This is a genomic window from Pseudolysinimonas kribbensis, from assembly GCF_039531715.1.
Classification (GTDB): domain Bacteria; phylum Actinomycetota; class Actinomycetes; order Actinomycetales; family Microbacteriaceae; genus Pseudolysinimonas; species Pseudolysinimonas kribbensis.
In genome coordinates, this window is sequence record NZ_BAAAQO010000002.1 from 261,365 (window position 1) to 277,384 (window position 16,020).

The window sequence follows — 16,020 nt, forward strand, 5'->3', positions numbered from 1 at the left end:
GCCGCGTAGCGGCGGCGGGTCAGATCAGGTGGTCGTTGCGGGTGGCCCGAGCCCAGAGCTCGGCGAAGGTCGTGCACGTCGGCCCGAGCACGAGCGACCGACCGCCGTCGACGGACTGCAGCTGCGCGGCGAGACGGGGGGCCTCCGGCAGCGAGTCGATGTCGCGCACGTGGGCGAGGCCGACGGTGCGGCGGATCATCTCGAGGCCCGCGAAGCGGGCGGCATCGGCGATGACTCCCGCGATGAACGGGTGGAACCAGGGCTCGCCGGGGCGCCAGATCCGGGCGCTCTCGTCGACGAATGCGTTCCAGAACTCGGCGGCGTAGCCGGCGACCACGCGGGCGTACCGCTCATTGCCGTTGCTCGCGTGAGCGATCGACGAGAGGGCGAGATTGCCGATGAGCAGCCCGATGTCGAAGCCCATCGGCCCGAAGAACGCGAACTCGAGGTCGATGATGCGGGCGCCGTCGGCGCCGACCAGCACCGAGCCGCTGTGCAGGTCACCGTGGATGAGGGCCTCGTTGCGGGTGCGGAACACGTAGCGCAGCTGCGCGGCCGCCGCGCGCAGGGCCGAGTCGGATGCCAGCGCGGCCACCGTGGGCGCGAGCGCGTCCTCGACGCGGTTCGATTCGGCGGCCGTGAACGGGGCGGTGAACACCAGGGTTTCGGTGAGCAGGCAGAGGTCGGAGTATCCGAAGGTGCGTCGCATGGCGGTCCGCCGCTGGCCCGTCGCCAGGTGGCCGGTGCCGAGCAGCACCGCCGCGGAGTAGCGGCCCACCTGGGCCGCGATACCGGGGGTCTCGCGCCCGGCGATGAGCAGGTCGCGCCAGTTCTCGTGGGCGTGCAGGTCTTCGAGCACGAGCGCCGACAGGTCGTCGTCGAAGTGGATCACGTCGGGCAGCAGGTCGGGCACCATCTCGCCGTGCGCTTCGAGCGCCGAGCGCTCGATCCAGGCGCGACGTCGGGTGAGCGGCCAGTCGGCGCCCGCGACCTTCAGGTACGGCAGGGCCTGCTTGACGACCACCGAGCCGCGTTTGCCCCCCACCCGGAAGACCCGGTTGAGATTGCCGTCGCCGACCTCCGATGAGCTCAGTGCGCCGCCGACGAAGTCGTCGGCGAAGCGCGCCGCACCGGCCAGGTCGAACTCGTAGTAGTCCATCATCGGGTGGTGCGCAGCACGTTGAAGGCGAAGCGGCCCTCGACGAAGTAACTGCGGGTGTGCATGAACGGACGGCCCTCGAGGTCGAACTGGAGCTGATCGAGCAGTACGAAGAGGTCGGGGGCGTCGTCGCCGTCGGCATCCCACGCGATGTCCTTCGAAACGACGGCGTGCACCTGGGCGGTGCCCCAGTCGGGTGTCGGCCCGCCGATCTCGGCCAGCTTGCCGAACACGGAGCCGGTGAGGTCGTCGGGGCTGAAGTCGGCGGGGAAGGCCCAGCGCGGCAGGATGTCGAACGAGTAGGCGACGACGATGCCGTTGGCGAGGATGCGCCGCCGGATGTCGAGCACTTCGGCGCCGGCATCCAGTCGGAGCCGCTGCGCCTCCTCCTCGGTCGCGGGGCGGATCACGCGGTGGTGGTACTCCATGCCGGGGGTGAGCCCCATCTCGGCGATGGTCGAGGTGATCGACTTGAGCTCCTGCATGCCGGTGCGGATCAGGGCGGTCTCCGACACGAAGCTGCCGACGCCCTGCCGGATCACGATCAATCCGTCGCCGCCGAGGGACCGCAGGGCCTGCCGGACGGTCGCGCGCGAGACGCCGTAATGGGCGCACAGCTCGCTCTCAGTGGGGAGCTTGTCGCCGGCGCCCCATTCACCGTCGTCCAGCCGCTGCCGCAGGTCGTTGGCGAGTCGGGTGGGCAGGTCGAGACCGCTGGTCAGGCGACCCGAGGGCGTGACGGGCGTGCTCATTCTCGGCGAGCTCCTTCCTTCGAGCAGTGCCAGGATGGCATGACCCAGTCCACATTGACAGATATCAGTTGTCTGACGACTATTGTCTCACAGCACGCAGGCTTTTGTGTCTGCGCGGCGGGCTCCCGTCCGTCGCGATCCAACGAAGGATCGATCAGAAAGGGCATCAACAGTGCGAAACAGACTGTGGCGCGTTTCCCTCGCCGCCGCTGCCACGCTTGCCGCGGGCATCCTGCTCGCCGGCTGCACCGGCGGCACCAACACGGGCGGCTCCGGAGCCGACCGCACCGTCACCGCCGAGACCGGCCAGGCCGGCCAGTTCGTCGACAACTTCAACCCGTTCTCCCCTAACGCGCAGCGCCCGACGCTCGGCATGATCTACGAGCCGCTGTTCTTCTTCAACATCGCCAAGGCCGGCACCCCGCAGCCGTGGCTCGCCAAGTCGTACGCATGGTCGAATGGCGGCAAGACCATCACCTTCACGATGCGCACCAACGCGAAGTGGACCGATGGCCAGGCCGTCACGGCGGCCGACGTGGCCTACACGTTCAATCTGCTGAAGTCGAACCCGGCGCTGAACTCGGCCGGTCTTCCGATCGACAGCGCCTCCGCCCCGAACGCGACCACCGCTGTCGTGAACTTCACGCAGTCGTCGTACGCGGCGGTCGACTACATCGCCGGCAGCACCTACATCCTGCCGCAGCACGTGTGGTCGAAGATCAGCAACCCCACCACCACCCTGAACCCGAAGCCCGTCGGCTCCGGCGCCTACACGGTGCAGTCGGTGACGGGCCAGGCGCTCACCCTCAAGGCCAACCCGAACTACTACATGGCCGGGCTGCCCAAGGTGAAGAGCTACCGCTTCCTGTACTTCAACGGCAACCAGGCGGCGAACCTCGCGATCGAGAACGGGCAGGTCGACTGGGCGAACACCTACATCCCCAACATCGACACCGTCTACAAGAAGAAGAACCCCAAGTTCGCGGTCTCGAACACCCCGGTCGCGATCACGTCGCTGGTGCCCAACTTCCAGGACCCGGTCGTCTCGCAGCTGCCCGTCCGCCAGGCGATCAGCTATGCACTCGATCGCGACACCATCAGCAAGACGGTCTACAACGGCTACGCCAACCCGATCTCGACGTCCGGGCTCATCAGCCCGAACTTCGACAACGTCGCCGACCCGACGCTGAAGGACTCGAAGTTCGAGTTCAGCGTCTCGAAGGCGAAGAGCACGCTCGAGTCGGCCGGCTACACGATGGGCTCCGACGGGTTCTTCGCGAAGGACGGCAAGGAGCTGACCTTGACGGTACAGGTGCCGTCGGGTTACACCGACTACGTGCAGGCGCTCCAGATCATGGTGCAGCAGCTCAAGTCGGCGGGCATCAACCTCGTCGTGCAGGGTGAGTCGGTCAACGCGTGGACCTCGGCGTTCTACAACGGCCAGTTCCAGCTGCTCATGACCTACCAGGGCTTCACCTCGAGCCCGTACGTGTACTACAAGACGCTGATCGGCAGCGACGGACTGCCGCCGATCGGCCAGGAGGACACCGCGGGCAACCAGGGTCGCTACACCAACCCGGAGGTCGACACGCTCCTCCAGCAGATCGCCTCCACCCCGGACGTGAGTGCGCAGAAGCCGTCGTTTGTGCAGATCCAGCAGATCTTCGCGCGCGACCTGCCCGTCATCCCGCTGTTCCAGCAGCAGAATGAGGGCACCTTCAACGGCAACCACATCACCGGGTTCCCGACGCCTGACAACCCGTACGCCTCGTCCGGCCAGCAGCAGCCGAACGTCGGCTGGGTGGCGATGCACCTCACGCCCGTCAAGTAACCGCACCACCTCTGCCCGGCGCGCGCCGGGGAAGGAACGAACGACGATGAAGTACTTCGCCCGCAAGGTCGGCTTCTATCTGCTGGCCCTGTGGGGGGCACTGACCCTCAACTTCTTCCTTCCCCGGCTCGTGCCCGGCGACCCGGTGAGCATCCTCATCGCGCGCATGTCGCAGAACGGCGCACCCCCGCCGGGCGAGCGCGCCGCCCTCACCAAGCTGCTCGGGCTCGGCCACGGCAACCTCTTCGTGCAGTACGGGCAGTACCTCGACCAGCTCGCCCACGGCAACCTCGGCATCTCGGTCACCAACTTCCCGGAGCCCGTGACCCAGGTCATCGCGAGCGGACTGCCGTGGACGCTGACCCTCGTCGGCGTCTCGACGGTGCTGTCGTTCGTGATCGGCACCGGCCTCGGGGCCCTCGCCGGATGGCGCAGCAACCGGTTCCTCACCGCCCTCGCCCCGGCCACCACCTTCCTCACCGCGGTGCCCTACTTCTGGCTCGCGCTGCTGTTCCTCTACCTCTTCGGGGTGATCTGGCAGGTCGCGCCCCTCAACGGCGGCTATGACTCGTCGCTGATCCCCGCCTTCGACGGCCCGTTCATCCTGTCGGCGATCTCGCACTCGATCATCCCGGCGCTCACGATCGTGCTCGCCCAGCTGGGCGGATGGATGCTGAGCATGCGCAACATGACGCTGCTGACGCGCTCGGAGGACTACGTGATCGCGGCCTCCGCCAAGGGCCTCACGCCGCGCCGCATCCTCATGGGATACGCCGGCCGCAACGCCGTGCTGCCGAGCGTCACCGGCTTCGCGATCTCACTCGGCTTCGTCGTCAGCGGGTCGCTGATCATGGAGATCGTCTTCTCGTACCCCGGCATCGGATACCTGCTGCTGCAGGCCGTGCAGAACAGCGACTACGCGCAGATGCAGGGGATCTTCCTCGTCATCACGCTCGCGGTGCTCGGGGCCAACTTCCTCGTGGACATCCTCTACGGGTTCGTCGATCCCCGGACGAGGCAGAGCGCATGAGCACCATCCCCACCACGGCCGCCGTCGGAGCCGACAACCTCGCCGACGCCGGCGGGCGACGCGACCTGCGCCGCACTCTCCGACGTCTGACGTCGTCGCCGCAGATGGTCGTCGGCGTCATCGTGCTCGCCATCTTCGTGATCGCGGCGATCGTCGGCCCGATCGCGATCCCCAACCCCGACGCCCTCGTCGGCCCGAGCCTCGCGCCGCCGTCGCTGCAGTTCCCGCTCGGCACCACCCAATCCGGCCAGAGCGTGCTCAGCCAGGTGATCGTGTCGGCGCAGGGCACCCTGATCGTCGGTTTCGCCGCCGGGCTCATCGCGACCGTCATCGGCCTGATCGTCGGCGTCGGGGGCGCCTTCATCGGCGGGATCGCCGACGACGTGCTCAACCTCATCACGAACGTCGTGCTCGTCATCCCGGCCCTGCCGCTCGTGATCGTGATCTCGGCGAATCTGGCGGCGAAGGGCTACACGACGTCGATCATCGTGATTGCGGTGACGAGCTGGGCCGGCGGCGCGCGCGTGCTGCGCGGGCTGACCCTCTCGATGCGCTCCCGGGACTACGTCGCCGCGGCGCGGGTCTCCGGCGAGCGCACCTGGCGCATCGTCGTGGTCGAGGTGCTGCCGAATCTGCTCGCCTTCATCCTGTCGAGCTTCATCTTCAGCGTCGTCTTCGCGATCCTGACGCAGGCGGGCCTGGCCTTCATCGGGCTCGACAGCCCCAGCGATCAGACGTGGGGCAACATGCTCTACTTCGCCCAGAACTCCGAAGCGCTGTCGTCGGGCGCCTGGTGGTGGTTCGTGCCGCCGGGCCTCGCGATCGCCCTCGTCGGCACCGCCCTCACGCTCATCAACCTGGGCCTCGACTCCATCATCAACCCGAAGCTCCGGGCTGCGGTGCGCACGCGTCGCCCCCGAAAGGACGCCTCATGAGCACCGCCACGGCCCCCGATGCCGTCATCCGCGCGACCGGCATCTCGGTCGACTACCAGGGCGAGGCCGACACCCACGCCGTGCGCGATGTCAGCCTCGAGCTGATGCGCGGCGAGATCCTCGGCATCGCCGGCGAGAGCGGATGCGGCAAGTCGACGCTCGCCTACGCCCTGACGCGCCTGCTGCAGGCTCCGGCCGCCCTCGTCGGCGGCAGCCTGGAGTACCGGCCGGCGGACGGCCCCCCGGTCGACGTGCTCGCCCTCGACCCGGCCGAGCTGCGGGCCTTCCGCTGGTCGGAGATCGCCATGGTGTTCCAGGGCGCCATGAACTCCCTCAACCCGGTGACCCGGCTGCGCAAGCAGTTCGACGACATCTTCGAGGCGCATCGGCCCGACATGGACAGGGCGGCCCGGCTCGCGCGGGCGCGGGAGCTGCTCGACACCGTCGGCATCGACCCCGACCGGGTCATGTCGTATGCGCACGAACTGTCGGGCGGCATGCGACAGCGGGTTGGGATCGCGATGGCGCTCGCCCTCGACCCGCACGTCATCATCATGGACGAGCCCACCACCGCCCTCGACGTGGTCGTGCAGCGCGAGATCATCGACGAGATCAAGCGGCTGCAGGCGCAGCTGGGCCTGAGCATCGTCTTCATCACGCACGACCTGTCGCTGCTGCTGGAGCTCAGCGACCGGATCGCGATCATGTACGCGGGCGAGATCGTCGAGATCGGCACGACCGACGAGATCGGGCAGTGGCCGGCGCATCCCTACACCTCGGCCCTGCTGCACTCCTTTCCCGAGCTGGAGGCCGAGAACCCCGACCTCATGGGCATCCCGGGCTCGCCGCCCGATCTGCGCCGGCCGCCCGCCGGGTGCCCCTTCGCGGCGCGCTGCCCGTACGTCTTCGACGCGTGCCGCACGATCGATCCGCCGCTCCAGACGCCGCGGCATCGTCCCGCGTCGGACGGCTGGCTGGTCGCCTGTCACCTGCACGATCCGGAGCTGGCGCCGGACGGCCCGCCGGAGGCCCTCCGCGACGGGCTCGCGCCCGCGGCGGTGGCACGATGAGCGCGCTCGAGGTGCAGGACCTGGTCGTGGACTACGCCGGCCGCGGGGTGCCGCGCTTCCGGGCCGTCGACCACGTGTCGTTCTCGATGAACCAGGGAGAGACGCTCGCGCTGGTCGGCGAGAGCGGCAGCGGCAAGTCGACGATCGTGCGCGCGATCGCCCAGCTGACGAAGGTCACCTCGGGCCGCATCCTGCTCGACGGCAAGGACGCGCCGCGGCACGGCCGCGGGCTGCGCCGCTACCGCGGCGAGGTGCAGGTGGTCTTCCAGGATCCCTTCGCCTCCCTGAACCCCTCCTTCTCCGTCGGCCACCATGTACGGCGGCCGCTGATCATCCACGGCACGCGCCGGGGCGAGGTCGAGGCGGAGGTGCGCCGGCTCCTCGAGACGGTCAGCCTGACGCCGGCCGCCGACGTGGCCAAGAAGTTCCCGCACGAGCTGTCGGGCGGCCAGCGTCAGCGGGTCGCGATCGCCCGGGCCGTCGCGCCCGACCCCGCGGTGCTGCTCGCCGACGAACCGGTCTCGATGCTCGACGTGTCGATCCGGCTCGAGATCATGAACCTGCTCGACCGCATGAAGCGCGACCGGCGGCTGGCGCTCCTGTACGTGACCCACGACCTCGCGACCGCCCGGCACTTCTCGACGAACATCATGGTGATGTACCGCGGCGAGATCGTGGAGCGCGGCACCGCCGACGACGTGATCCTGCGGCCCAAGCACCCGTACACGCGCCTGCTCGCCGAGTCGGCGCCGAGCCGTGCGGCGACGGCACGGCGCAAGACGATCATCGACGCCAAGCCGGCGCAGCGCGAGCGGCGCGACGCCCCCGTCGGCGACGGCTGCAAGTTCCGGCCCCGCTGCCCGTTCGCGATGGAGATCTGCAAGACCCGACCCCCGGAGTTCGAGACGGGCAACGGTCAGACGGCGAAATGCTGGCTGTTCGATCCCGATCGCGCGTCGGCGCCGGAGGAGGGCGCCGCGGCCGCGTGACGGAGTCGCTCGACCCGCGCCGGCGTGCGGTGCTGCGCGCCGTCGTCGATCGCATGATCCCCGCCGATGATCTGCCGTCCGGCTGGGACGCCGGCGTCGGCGGCTTCATCGACGGCATGCTGCGCCGTGACGACGTGCCGTGGCGCGATCGGCTGCTGACCGGTCTCGATGCGCTCGACGGCTCCTCGGGAGGATTCGCAGAGCTGGCCGCCGACGAGCAGGACGCGCTCCTGCGCCGGGGAGACGATCCTGCGGGATTCGTCGACCTCGTGGCCGCGCTCTGCGCGCAGGGGTACTACGGCGAGGGCACCGACCGCACGCGGCGCTCGCTCGGCTACGCGATCCTGCCGGCCGGCGCGAGCTGGCCGGCGCCCGAACCCGCCGCGAGCCCGACCATCGCGCTCGACGGGCTGCGCGACCGGTACGACTGCGTCGTGGTGGGGGCGGGAGCCGGTGGCGGGATCGCCGCGCAGGTGCTCGCCGAGTCGGGTCTGACGGTGCTGCTGGTGGAGCGGGGCGCCGCCCTGTCGAGCCGCGACCTGCCCCTCGATCCGCTGCGCAGCGAGCGATCGCCGACGGGATATCCGACCCGAACGGGCCCGTCGCCGACCGGAGACCCGCGCGTCGTCGAGAGCAGCGCGGGCGATGCGATCGTCTACGGCCCCGATCTGCGCTGGAGCGCGAACGCCTTCGCCGTCGGAGGGGGCACGCGTGTCTACGGTGCGCAGGCCTGGCGGTTCGCTCCCGACGACTTCCGGATGGCGTCCGTCTACGGAACCCCGGAGGGCAGCTCCCTCGCCGACTGGCCGATCGGCTACGACGACCTGGAGCCCTGGTACGACCGCTGCGAGTGGGAGTACGGGGTCTCCGGCGATACCGAAGGGGTGCGCTCGGCCGGGCCGCGCCGCCGTGGGTATCCGATGCCCCCGCTGCCCGACACCGTCGGCACCGCCACGCTGCGGCGGGGCGCCGCCGCGCTCGGGCTCACCACCAGCTCCGTGCCCCTGCTCATCAACTCCGAGCCGTTCGACGGCCGCGCCGCCTGCGTGCGCTGCGGGGCGTGCGTCGGCTTCGCCTGCCACGCGGGCGCCAAGAACGGCGCCCACAACACGGCGATCCCCCGCGCCCTGGCCACCGGACGCTGCGACCTGCTGCCGCTCGTGCAGGCCGAGCGCCTGCTGCTCGACGACAGCGGCGCCGTCGTGGGAGTCGCGCTCGCCTCGGCGGAGGGAGGTCGGGTGCAGCGCCGGGAGGTGCGGGCCGGGCGCATCGTCGTCGCCGCTGGCGCCATCGAGACCGCCCGCCTGCTGCTCAACAGCACGGGGCCCGGCGCATCCCGAGGCGTCGGCAACGACCACGACCAGGTGGGACGGAACCTGCAGGCCCACGTCTACGCCGGCTCGATCGGCTTCTTCTCCGACGTGGTGCAGGACTCCCTCGGACCGGGCCCGAACATCGCGACCAACGACTTCCGTCACGCCAACGCGGGGATCGTCGGCGGCGGCATGATCGCGAACGACTTCGTGCCGACGCCGCTGAACGTCTGGGACACGCTCACGGCCCTCGGCGTGCTCCCCCGCTGGGGCGCCGACACGAAGCGGGGCATGCGCGAGCTGTGGCCGCGGATGCTCATGGTGTTCGGGCCTGTGCAGGAGGTGCCGAATCCGGACTCACGGGTCGAGGTCGACGCGGAGGTGACCGACCGCTTCGGCGTGCCGGTCGCGCGGCTGAGCGGCGACATTCGCGCGGAGGACCGGCAGGCGGCGGCCCTCCTGGCCGACCGGGCCGCCGACTGGCTGACGGCGTCGGGCGCCGAACGGGTCGTGCGCATGGACGCGTCGGACCGCCCGGCCGGCCCGAGCGGCGGCCAGCACCAGGCGGGAACCTGCCGCATGGGCGACGATCCGGCCTCGTCGGTCACCGACTCGTGGGGGCGGGTCTGGGGTCATCCGGAGCTGCTGATCGCCGACGGCTCCGTGCACGTCACCAACGGCGGCGTGAATCCCGTGCTCACGATCATGGCGCTCGCCTACCGCAACAGCACCCGGTTCGCCCAGGACGCCGTCGCCGATCCCGTGATGAGCCCGGCGTGAGCGCGCCCGACTTCCGCACCCGCCGCTACCGGATCGGCGACCTCGACCTCCTCGCCCTCGTCGACGGCCACATCGACATGGACCGCGACTTCGTCGGATCCCCGCAGCACCCGACCGCCGCCTGGGACCGGTATCACGACGACGCCGGCGACTGGACGGTGCCCGTAGGCTGCTTCCTCATCCCGAGCGATCCCGTGACGCTCATCGACCTCGGGTTCGGACCGCTCGCCGACCCGCCGCCTCACCTCAGCGGCGGCCGCCTTCTCGGCGCCCTCGCCGAGGTCGGCTTCGCTCCGGACGACATCGCCATCGTGGCCATCAGCCACCTGCACTCCGACCACATCGGCTGGATCGCGGATGCCGAGGGCGCTCCGGTCTTCGGGCACGCCACGACGGTTCTCGGCCGGGCGGACTGGGACCACTTCGTCGACGGCAGCCCGGCGGAAGGGGCACCGTCGGATCGGGCCACGTCGGCCATGAGGGCGCTCGCCGTCGCCGGCCGACTCGACCTGCGCGACGGCGCCGACACGCCTGTGCGCCCCGGGATGCGCCGCATGGCCGCGCCCGGGCACACCCCCGGCCACGCCGTCTTCGCCGCGCACGACGGTACCGAGCGCGCCCTCCTGCTCGGCGACGCCATCCACTGCCCCGCGCAGCTCACCCACACCGACTGGGACGCCGTCACCGATGTCGACCCGGCTCTGGCACGTCGCACGCGCGCCGAGCTCGCCCGCCTGATCGACGACGACCACGACACGGTGCTGGGATGCCACTTCACCGGCCTCGAGGCGGGGCGCCTCCTGCGCGCCTAGGCCGAAAGTCCGACGCGCACGCCGTCGCGGGCCGACCGCTCCGCGGCCTCCAGCACCCGGGTGACGTCGACGGCGAACCGCGCGTCGAGCAGCGACCCGGTGGCCCGACCCGCGGCCGCCTCCGCCAGATGACCGAGGGCGCGTTCCGCGGCCGATGCCGCCAGGTCGCCCCAGTCGTTGTCGGGCGGCACCGCGACGCCCTCGCGGGTCAGCACGCGCGTGCCCACGTCGCTCACCGGGGCATCGCCGCGCAGGGCGATCTCGGCCGACCCCCCGGCATGGCCGATGGTCACCAGCGAGAGGTCGCCCTGCCCGCGCAGGCACTGCACCTCGTGAGCCGGGCCGAGCAGCCGCAGCGCCATCGCGACCTCGTGCGGCGCCGAGTCCCAGAGCTGTCCGCGCTCATGCCGCCACGCCGAGGCTCCGAAGGGGTTCGCGGGGTCGACGAGGGTTCGCGCGATGTTGCGCATCTGAGCCAGCCACGCCCCCTCGTCGCGCGTGCGCTGCACCCACGCGTCGAACTCCGGCGCGAGCTGCGCGGTGAAGAACACCACGGAGGCGACGCCGTGCTCGTCGACGGCGTCGGCGAGCACGAGGGCGCAGGCCGTCGAGAACCCGGTCGGCTTCTCGAGCAGCAGCTGACGCCCGGCCCGCGCGGCCGTGAGTGCGAGGGGGTGCTGCACGTCGGGCGGAACCGCGAAGACGACGACGTCGACCGCGTCGATCAGCTCGTGCGGGTCGGCGTAGGCCGTGGCGCCGTGCGCGTCGGCGAGCGCACGCGCGGCGTCGGGGTTGCGACCCCAGACGCCGCCGAAGCGCACCCGGTCATCGCGCGCGATCGCCGGCGCGTGCACCGAGGCGGCCCACGGCCCGGTGCCGATCAGGCCGACGCGTGCACGATCGTCGTTCTCCATGTGTCGTCCAGCCTATTGGCGGGGCTGCGGCCGGATGACGGGCTACGGCAGCGGCCGGCCCCGCAGGACCGTGCCGGTGTCACCGTAGGGGTAGCCCGGGAAGTCGGGCCGGCTGACCTCGGTGAGGTGATCCGACTCCTCCGGCGTGAGCTCGAGGTCCGCCGCCGCGATGTTGTCGTCGAACTGCTCCGGAGTGCGCACCCCGAGGATGACCGACGTCACGGCCGGACGCGCCTCGACCCAGGCGAGAGCGACGCGCGACATCGGCACCTCGCGCGCGTCGGCGACTTCGCGGACGGCATCGATGATGCGCCAGGTGCGCTCCTTCGCATTCCTCACCCGCCACGCCTCCGATCCGCGCTCGGGGTTCTCGCCCATCCGGGTCGCCGGATCGGGCGCGCTGTCGCGCTGGTACTTGCCCGTCAGCCACCCGGCGGCCAGCGGAGACCACGGCAGGATGCCCAGTCCGGTGTCGAGGCACGCCGGGATGATCTCGGCCTCGATCTCGCGCACGAGCAGGTTGTATTGCGGCTGCAGCGTGACGGGGGGGTTCAGGCCGAGCCGGTCGACGATGTGGGCGGCCTTCGCGATCTCCCAGCCGACGTAGTTCGAGAAGCCGAAGTGGGCGATCTTGCCGTTGCTCACCGAGTCGGAGAGGAAGCGCAGGGTCTCGTCGAGCGGCGTCAGCGGGTCCCAGGAGTGCATCTGGTAGAGGTCGATCTGCTCCACGCCGAGTCGCGCCAACGACGCATCCAGAGCCCGGCCGAGGTGCACACGTGACGACCCCAGGTCGTTCGGCGCGGACCCCATGCCCAGCCGGCCCTTCGTGGCCACGACCACTCGGCCGCGGTCGGCCGGGTGCTTCGCGAGCCAGCTGCCGACGATCTCCTCGGACGCCCCGTGACCGTAGACGTCGGCGGTGTCGATCAGGTTGCCGCCGACGTCGAGGTACGAGTCGAGGATCGCGTGCGAGGTCTCCTCGTCGGTCTCGACCCCGAAGGTCATCGTTCCGAGAGCGTAGGTGGAGACGACCGTCCCACTCCGTCCCAGCGTCCGGTATCTCACGAGTGCGTCCTCCTCATCGTCGGGCCTATTTGAAACCGGAGGTGGCGATGCCCTCGGAGAGGAAGCGCTGCGTCGCCAGGAAGACGGCGACCACCGGCCCGAGACCGATGACGCACATCGCGAAGAGCGGGCCCCAGGCGGATGCGGCGCCGGTGCCGCCGGAGTTCGTGAAGGCGGTGAGTCCGAGCGGCACGGTGAACTTCGAGGGCGTCGTGATGTAGAGCAGCGGCCCGAGGAAGTCGTTCCAGCTCTGCACGAAGCTGAACAGGGCGACCGTCGCCATCGCCGGCAGGGCGAGCGGCACGATCACGCGCGTGAAGATCCAGAAGTGACTTCCGCCGTCCATCTTCGCGGCCTCGTCGAGCTCGGTCGGGAGACCCCGGATGAACTGCACCATCAGGAAGATGTAGAAGCCGTCCGTCGCGAGCCACCGGGGCACGATGAGCGGCAGGTAGGTGTTCAGCCATCCGATCTGATGGAACGCGATGTACTGCGGAATGATCAGCACCTGCGCCGGCAGCAGGATCGTCACGAGCATGACGGCGAAGGCGACCCCCCGGAATCGGAACTTGAGGCGGGCGAACGCGTACGCCGCCATCGTGCACGACACCACGTTGCCGATCACCGAGAGCACCGAGATGATCAGCGAGTTCGCGAAGAACGACGAGAACGAGAGCCCTGGCAGCAGATTCCAGCCGTTGACGTAGTTCGACAGGGTCCAGGTGTGGCGCAGCAGGCCCGTGTTCGTGAACACCTCTGCGGTCGGGCCGAATGAGGCGAAGACGAGCCACACCAGCGGGTACAGCATGAAGATCAGGATCACGATGAGCACGATGTGCCGCAGGAGCTTGCCGGGCACGATCGCGCGACGCGGCCCCACGATGAAGCGCCGCCCCTGTCGCGGGCCGATGTTCGCCTGACTAATCGCCATAGTGCACCCAGAATCGTGAGGTCGAGAAGGCAATGGCGGTCAAGCCGCCGATGATGATGACGAGCACCCATGCCGCCGCCGCCGCATATCCCATCCGGAGCTGCTCGAAGCCGACCTGATAGACGTACAGCGAGTAGAGCAGCGTCGAGTTCACCGGGCCGCCGGTGCCGTTGCTCACGACGTAGGCCGGGGTGAACGACTGGAACGCCGCGATCGTCACCATCAGACCGTTGAAGAAGATCACCGGAGAGAGGGTGGGGAACGTCACCGACGTGAACTTGCGCCAGCGGCCGGCTCCGTCGAGCTCAGCCGCCTCATAGAGGCTCACCGGGATCTGCCGCAGCCCGGCCAGGAAGATCACCATCGTGCCGCCGAAGGTCCAGACGTTCAGCGCCACCAGTGTGTACAGCGCGGTCGACGGGTCGCCCAGCCACGACAACCCGGTGATGTGGAAGATCGAGAGCAGGTTGTTGACGGCGCCGTTGGTCGAGAACAGTTCGCTCCAGAGCACCGCGATGGCGACACTCGCCCCCAGGAGAGTGGGGATGTAGAAGAGCGTGCGGTAGATCACCATCCCGCGCAGCTTCGCGTTGAGGGCGGAGGCCAGCAGCAGCGCGAGCACCAGCACCAGGGGCACGGAGACGACGACGTAGATGAGCGTCGCCCCTGCCGAGGCGAGGAAGTTCGGGTCGTTGAACAGGGCGATGAAGTTGCTGAAGCCCACCCACACGGGCGCCGAGATCAGGTTGTACTGCGTGAACGACAGGTAGAGCGACGCGAGCAGCGGGCCGGCGGTGACGAGCAGGATGCCGAGGAGCCACGGGGCGAGGAAGACCAGGGCGGCCCGGCCATCCCGTCTCTTCTTGGCACGCCGCCGCGGGAGCGCCGCGGCCGCCGCGGGCCGGGCCGTCCTGGTGATCGTTGTCACGTGTGTCCCACCTGTTCTTCGTCGTTCCGGCACGGTACCGGGTGCGATGCAGCGGAGCGCCGCCACGAGGGCGGCGCTCCGCTGCACCTACTGAGCGGCCGCGGCCTGCGCCAGCGTCGCGTTCGCTTCGCTGATGAACGTCGAAGCCGCCGCCTTCGCCGACTGTCGGCCGAACTGCACGTTCTGCACCACGGTCTGGAGCTGGGTGAGGAGCGTCGGGTAGCCGGCCGCGTGCACCTGAACGGGGAAGTTGTCCTTCAGCATCTGGTCGTTGAACTTCAGGCTCGCCGTGGTGGCTGGGTCGTTGGTCGTGGCCGTCAGCTGAGGGGCGAGGAGCTTCGGGTTCGTGACGGCACCGAGGTTCGACGCGAACGTCGCGACGGCGGTGGGGTCGTTGATCCAGAAGTTCACGAACGCGGCGGCAGCGGGCTTGTCGGCGCAGTCCGCGGCGATCGAGGGCCCGGAGACGTCGAACACGTTGCCGTTGGTCTTGGCCGGCCCGTACGGGAAGTACGTCGCGGCCGCGACCTGCTTGCTCGCGTTGAGCGTGGTCTGGTCGGCGAGCAGGTTGCTCGTCGCGACCTCCACGAGGGCCTTGCCCTGAGCGAGATAGTCGTCACCGGCCGTCGTCGGCTCCTCGGATGCCTGCGCGGGCGTCGTGGTGACGCCGGCCTTCTGCAGGTTCGCCCACCAGTCGAAGTAGTCGGTCAGGGTCTTCTGCGTGACGCCGAGCTTGTATCCGGTCTTGGTCTTCACGTAGATGTCGTCGCCGTAGCCGCGTGCGTAGGCGTAGAGCATGTCCATCGCGTTCCACTCGCCCTGGATGTCGATGGCGCTGACGCCTGCCGGCAGCTTCTTCTGCGCCGCGATCAGCCACTTGGTGTAGTCGTCCCACGTCATCTTCGTGGTGAGCGCCGGGATGCCGTACTGCTTCGCCATCGTCGTGTTCCAGACGAGGGTCGTCGACGAGGCGCCCGTGCCGATCATGTAGATCGAGCCGGACGAGGCGCCGTTGGCCCGGCCGCCGTTGATGATCGACTCCGGGATGCCGTCGGTGCTGATCGTGCCGTCCTTGATCAGGCTGTTGAGAGGCATCAGGACGCTCGGGTTGGTGTAGTTGGCCAGGTAGGTGGTCGCCTGCATGGCGACGCACGGCACGTTCTTGGCCGCGGCCTCGACGCTCAGCTGAGTCCAGTAGTCGGGGAAGTTCGCCTGCGGCTCGCCCGAGACGGTGACGTTCGGGTACTTCGCCTCGAACTGCGAGATCACCTGGTCGATGAGCGCGGAGCGGGCGGTGCTGCCCCACCACGAGAAGCGGATGTTGCCCGAGATCTCGCCGGGCTTGGATGAGGTTGCTGATGCGGTGGGGGTCGCGCCTCCCGAACTGCACGCCGTGACGGCGATGGCGATCCCCGCGACGAGCAGGCCGGCAGCGAGCCGCCGCCCTACCGAACGCACGTGGAAGTTACTCACTGTGATGGCTCTCCTCCGTTGGGGCCTACGCGGATCTG

14 protein-coding genes are annotated in these 16,020 nt (G+C 69.8%); 7 read left to right on the forward strand and 7 right to left on the reverse strand.

Going from position 1 to position 16,020, the window contains the following annotated elements:
* Nucleotides 1–19: 19 nt before the first annotated feature.
* Together mtnK and ABD285_RS01910 are read right to left on the reverse strand one after the other, a co-directional pair.
* Nucleotides 20–1,162 (reverse strand): S-methyl-5-thioribose kinase, encoded by a 1,143-nt coding sequence (gene mtnK / locus ABD285_RS01905; protein ID WP_344199824.1) that lies wholly within the window; start codon nt 1,160–1,162, stop codon nt 20–22.
* Nucleotides 1,159–1,911, reverse strand: coding sequence for a GntR family transcriptional regulator (locus tag ABD285_RS01910; protein WP_284253593.1), 753 nt, complete (start codon nt 1,909–1,911; stop codon nt 1,159–1,161). Before ABD285_RS01910 ends, mtnK begins: the two co-directional genes overlap by 4 nt.
* A 172-nt stretch (nt 1,912–2,083) precedes the next feature.
* Here ABD285_RS01910 and ABD285_RS01915 point away from each other — a divergent pair, with 172 nt between their 5' ends.
* The 7 genes from ABD285_RS01915 to ABD285_RS01945 are packed head-to-tail and all read left to right on the forward strand — an operon-like array spanning nt 2,084 to nt 10,671.
* A complete protein-coding gene (locus tag ABD285_RS01915; protein ID WP_344199827.1) occupies nt 2,084–3,742 on the forward strand; it encodes an ABC transporter substrate-binding protein in 1,659 nt (552 codons plus the stop codon).
* 46 nt (nt 3,743–3,788) lie between these two features.
* A complete protein-coding gene (locus ABD285_RS01920) occupies nt 3,789–4,772 on the forward strand; it encodes an ABC transporter permease (protein WP_344199830.1) in 984 nt (327 codons plus the stop codon).
* The gene (locus tag ABD285_RS01925; RefSeq protein ID WP_284253597.1) at nt 4,769–5,707 is read left to right on the forward strand and encodes an ABC transporter permease; all 939 of its coding nucleotides are present in this window, start codon (nt 4,769–4,771) and stop codon (nt 5,705–5,707) included. The genes ABD285_RS01920 and ABD285_RS01925 overlap by 4 nt, the downstream gene beginning before the upstream one ends.
* Nucleotides 5,704–6,777, forward strand: coding sequence for an ABC transporter ATP-binding protein (locus tag ABD285_RS01930; RefSeq protein ID WP_344199833.1), 1,074 nt, complete (start codon nt 5,704–5,706; stop codon nt 6,775–6,777). Before ABD285_RS01925 ends, ABD285_RS01930 begins: the two co-directional genes overlap by 4 nt.
* Nucleotides 6,774–7,766: an ABC transporter ATP-binding protein gene (locus ABD285_RS01935; protein ID WP_344199836.1), complete on the forward strand. Its 993-nt coding sequence runs from the start codon at nt 6,774–6,776 to the stop codon at nt 7,764–7,766. Before ABD285_RS01930 ends, ABD285_RS01935 begins: the two co-directional genes overlap by 4 nt.
* On the forward strand, nt 7,763–9,859 hold the full coding sequence (locus tag ABD285_RS01940) for a GMC oxidoreductase (protein WP_344199839.1): 2,097 nt from the start codon (nt 7,763–7,765) through the stop codon (nt 9,857–9,859). Before ABD285_RS01935 ends, ABD285_RS01940 begins: the two co-directional genes overlap by 4 nt.
* Entirely contained in the window at nt 9,856–10,671 is an 816-nt protein-coding gene (locus ABD285_RS01945; RefSeq protein ID WP_344199842.1) for an MBL fold metallo-hydrolase, read from the forward strand. Before ABD285_RS01940 ends, ABD285_RS01945 begins: the two co-directional genes overlap by 4 nt.
* Here the strand turns inward: ABD285_RS01945 and ABD285_RS01950 are convergent.
* From ABD285_RS01950 to ABD285_RS01970, 5 genes are all read right to left on the reverse strand, one after another.
* The gene (locus ABD285_RS01950) at nt 10,668–11,585 is read right to left on the reverse strand and encodes a Gfo/Idh/MocA family protein (RefSeq protein ID WP_344199845.1); all 918 of its coding nucleotides are present in this window, start codon (nt 11,583–11,585) and stop codon (nt 10,668–10,670) included. The two genes, ABD285_RS01945 and ABD285_RS01950, sit on opposite strands and share 4 nt — an antisense overlap.
* 42 nt (nt 11,586–11,627) lie before the next feature.
* A complete protein-coding gene (locus tag ABD285_RS01955) occupies nt 11,628–12,650 on the reverse strand; it encodes an aldo/keto reductase (RefSeq protein ID WP_344199848.1) in 1,023 nt (340 codons plus the stop codon).
* A 25-nt stretch (nt 12,651–12,675) separates the two neighbouring features.
* On the reverse strand, nt 12,676–13,581 hold the full coding sequence (locus ABD285_RS01960; RefSeq protein WP_344199851.1) for a carbohydrate ABC transporter permease: 906 nt from the start codon (nt 13,579–13,581) through the stop codon (nt 12,676–12,678).
* Nucleotides 13,571–14,509 carry a carbohydrate ABC transporter permease gene (locus tag ABD285_RS01965; RefSeq protein ID WP_284253611.1) on the reverse strand — a complete coding sequence of 313 codons (939 nt, stop codon included), beginning with the start codon at nt 14,507–14,509 and terminating at the stop codon, nt 13,571–13,573. Before ABD285_RS01965 ends, ABD285_RS01960 begins: the two co-directional genes overlap by 11 nt.
* Before the next feature lie 87 nt (nt 14,510–14,596).
* The gene (locus ABD285_RS01970) at nt 14,597–15,982 is read right to left on the reverse strand and encodes an ABC transporter substrate-binding protein (RefSeq protein WP_284253612.1); all 1,386 of its coding nucleotides are present in this window, start codon (nt 15,980–15,982) and stop codon (nt 14,597–14,599) included.
* Between the last annotated feature and the right edge of the window lie 38 nt (nt 15,983–16,020).

What these genes read in the sequence shown, in the direction of transcription:
- mtnK (WP_344199824.1), bottom strand. Translation starts at nt 1,162, where the DNA reads ATGATGGACTACTACGAGTTCGACCTGGCCGGTGCGGCGCGCTTCGCC.
- ABD285_RS01910 (WP_284253593.1), bottom strand. Translation starts at nt 1,911, where the DNA reads ATGAGCACGCCCGTCACGCCCTCGGGTCGCCTGACCAGCGGTCTCGAC.
- ABD285_RS01920 (WP_344199830.1), top strand. Translation starts at nt 3,789, where the DNA reads ATGAAGTACTTCGCCCGCAAGGTCGGCTTCTATCTGCTGGCCCTGTGG.
- ABD285_RS01925 (WP_284253597.1), top strand. Translation starts at nt 4,769, where the DNA reads ATGAGCACCATCCCCACCACGGCCGCCGTCGGAGCCGACAACCTCGCC.
- ABD285_RS01930 (WP_344199833.1), top strand. Translation starts at nt 5,704, where the DNA reads ATGAGCACCGCCACGGCCCCCGATGCCGTCATCCGCGCGACCGGCATC.
- ABD285_RS01935 (WP_344199836.1), top strand. Translation starts at nt 6,774, where the DNA reads ATGAGCGCGCTCGAGGTGCAGGACCTGGTCGTGGACTACGCCGGCCGC.
- ABD285_RS01950 (WP_344199845.1), bottom strand. Translation starts at nt 11,585, where the DNA reads ATGGAGAACGACGATCGTGCACGCGTCGGCCTGATCGGCACCGGGCCG.
- ABD285_RS01960 (WP_344199851.1), bottom strand. Translation starts at nt 13,581, where the DNA reads ATGGCGATTAGTCAGGCGAACATCGGCCCGCGACAGGGGCGGCGCTTC.